The 2901-nt window shown below is 41.1% G+C and carries 2 protein-coding genes; both read right to left on the bottom strand.

Features of this window, described 5'->3' with window-relative positions; all coding sequences use genetic code 11:
- A partial coding sequence (locus tag H5072_RS15935) for an amidohydrolase family protein (RefSeq protein ID WP_182694075.1) occupies positions 1 to 1246 on the bottom strand: 1246 nt, incomplete at its 3' end.
- Positions 1247 to 1258: 12 nt separating this feature from the next.
- Complete coding sequence (locus H5072_RS15930; protein ID WP_002962503.1) at positions 1259 to 2641, bottom strand: amidohydrolase; 1383 nt, start codon at positions 2639 to 2641, stop codon at positions 1259 to 1261.
- Positions 2642 to 2901 lie beyond the last annotated feature (260 nt).

Raw genomic sequence — 2901 nt, 5'->3', positions numbered from 1 at the left:
ATTGCGGGTTGGTATAAGCACGTGGCATTTTTGAATCTGTCGTATAGCGGTCACGCAATTTATCTTGACGAGATTGTGTAGAAACCTCAACGCCATTAATAAACATTTTGCTCACATGGCTGCTTAGCTCAAACGGGTCATTACTCCATATTACCACATCAGCAGCTTTGCCTACTTCAAGGCTACCTGCATTAATGCCAAATACATCAGCAACGTTTGATGTAAGCGCTTTTAACGCACCTTCTTGGCTCATACCATAAGACACAGCATTACCAGCATCAAAACGCAGCTGATAAATATTGTGACTTGCATCGCCACCTACCGTTAATAATACTTTAACGCCTGCTTTTTCAAGCACACTAGCATTATCTAAACTCGCATGAAGCGAATCAAAGCTTCCTGGTAAGCTATCCATTGCACTAATAATCACTGGAATATTTGCTTTAGCAACGCGCTCTTTTACTACAACAGCATCTTGCGCACCGTTAAGTACTAGGTTAATACCAAATTGCTCTTTTACTTTAATTAGCTCAATAATATCCGCCGCACGCGAAACGCCAACCACTAATGGCATTTCACCACTGAGTACTTTAGCCATTACTTTATCTTCAGTACTTGGCTTGTCGTCATCTTTTTTCGCTTTTTTACCAGCTTTATTTTTGTGCTCATCAAGCTTATTAATAAGTGTTTGCAAAGTAAAAGCACGTGAGCCTTTACTACGCTCACCTAAGTAAACAATTAAAGCCGCTTGTTTTTGCATGTCACTGTCAAAACTACCACTTAAATCAACAACACTCGCAAGGCCTGAAAAAATGCTATCGCCGCCATGAGGAGTAATTACATCGCGTGTTACGCCGCCTTTACGAGCGTAAGGAATTAAGCTTGAATGTGCGTTGTAAGCAAGGCTTACATCAAAATCAATACCGGCTTTTTCCTCACCTGCATCGCGAGAGCCTGCAACTGCACTTACTTCAACTAAACCAAGTTGATTAATACTTGCTATAAAGCCAGGAGTTACAATTTGCCCTTTTGCATCAATAATTTGATCTACTTTAATTTCAGTTGGGTTAATCGCTGTGATTTTACCATCTGTCATTACTATGCTTGCCGCTTCTAATACACCTTGATCAGAAGACGTATGCAATGTTGCATTAATAATTGCTAGTGATTGTGCGCTTACAGCACCAGATGCTAATAATCCTGCAGCAACCAGAGAAAGCGAAAACGAACGTGATAAATTTTTCATTCTGGGTGCTCCTTATTGTTGACCTAACATAAAATCACTTGTTGCTTGGTACGCGCTGTCGTTTCTATCGTAAACCTTTGCACCATCAACAAACACTTGTTCAGCTTTAGCATAGACACTAAATGGGCTTTGATTCCAAATAACCACATCGCCTTGCTTACCCGCTTCTAGTGAACCTGTTTTGTCATCAATACCTAGCGATTTAGCAGCGTTAGACGTGATCCATTTAATAGCGTGTTGCTCAGAAATATCAAAACCGTTTTCGTTAGCACGGTACATAACCTTACCAGCTTCTTGGTTTAAACGCTGAATAGTAGTATCTGAATCTGAGTGAACAACTGCACACGAGTTTTTAACCGCATCAACAATAGCTACGTTTTCTTGAACCATGTCGTAGGCTTCCATTTTAAAGCCCCACCAGTCTGGCCAAAGTGCAGCACACGAACCATTTTGCGCAAGTAAGTCAGCAATTTTATATGCTTCTACACCGTGATGAAAAGTACCTGCGTGGTAACCAAATTCTTTTGACAGGTCAATCATCATTGCCATTTCTTCAGCTTTATAACAATGATTATGAATACGTACTTCGCCTTCAAGCACACCGCGAAGCGTATCGTGTTTAATATCACGTACTGGCGCTTCTGGGTTTAAACCGGCTTCATAATCGGCATCGTATTTATCCCATGCACGTTTGTACTCAGCGGCTTCAGCCCATGCCATACGGTAACCAGCCATATTACCCATACGGGTTGAAGGCAATACACCTTGACGACCATAAACACGTTTAGGGTTTTCACCACACGCCATTTTTAAACCATACGGCGCCTCTGGAAATTTCATCCCTTGCATAGTGTGCGCTGGTACGTTTTTAAGCGTAACGCCGCGTCCACCAAATAAGTTAGCTGAGCCTGGTAAAATTTGTAGAGAAGTAATGCCGCCTTCGCGTGCACGATTAAAGCCTGGATCTTGTGGCCAAACAGAATGCTCGACCCACACTTCTGCAGTGTTAGGGCTGGTCATTTCGTTACCATCTTGATGCGACTCGACCGACGGACTTGGGTATGCGCCTAAATGTGAATGTACATCAATAATACCCGGTGTTACCCATTTTCCTTGTGCATCAATTGTAATATCAGCAGTGGCTGTTAAGTCTTTACCGACTTGTTGTACTTTACCATCAACAAGTAATACATCAGCCTCATCTAAACGCTCACCAGTACCTGTCAGTACTGTTGCATTTGTAATAAGAGTGCTTGATGTAGAAAGTGGCTGATAAGTACTTGGGTAAGGATTTTTGTTAATTGTTATTTTATCGTCTTGTGGGCCGTTTTCTTGGCAGCCTACAAGTGCAGCAGCTAAGCCAACCGCTAATAAAGAAGGTGCAAATTTTTGCATGTTGTTTGGATCTCCTGTTTTTTTGCTACTTTAGCGAAAGCTAAGGAATAAAGCCAAAAAAACAGGTGAAAACGCAGTTAATTAAGATGAATTTCTGTAATTATTTCTTTATATAATTGTTATATAGCTTTTCAAGCGCACCTTCGGTGGTAAGCGAAGGATCTTTACTAATAAAGTGCTTAACCGTACGCGTTACAAAATCAGAGTTTTGCTTATGTAGCTTAGAAAAATCTTTAATAAGTGTATTACCATCTTTAGCC

Origin of the sequence: Pseudoalteromonas sp. SR45-5 (assembly GCF_014163565.1) — a bacterium.
Classification (GTDB): domain Bacteria; phylum Pseudomonadota; class Gammaproteobacteria; order Enterobacterales; family Alteromonadaceae; genus Pseudoalteromonas; species Pseudoalteromonas distincta.
The sequence above is the reverse complement of the archived record's forward strand: the minus strand, read 5'-3'. Positions and strand labels throughout refer to the sequence as shown.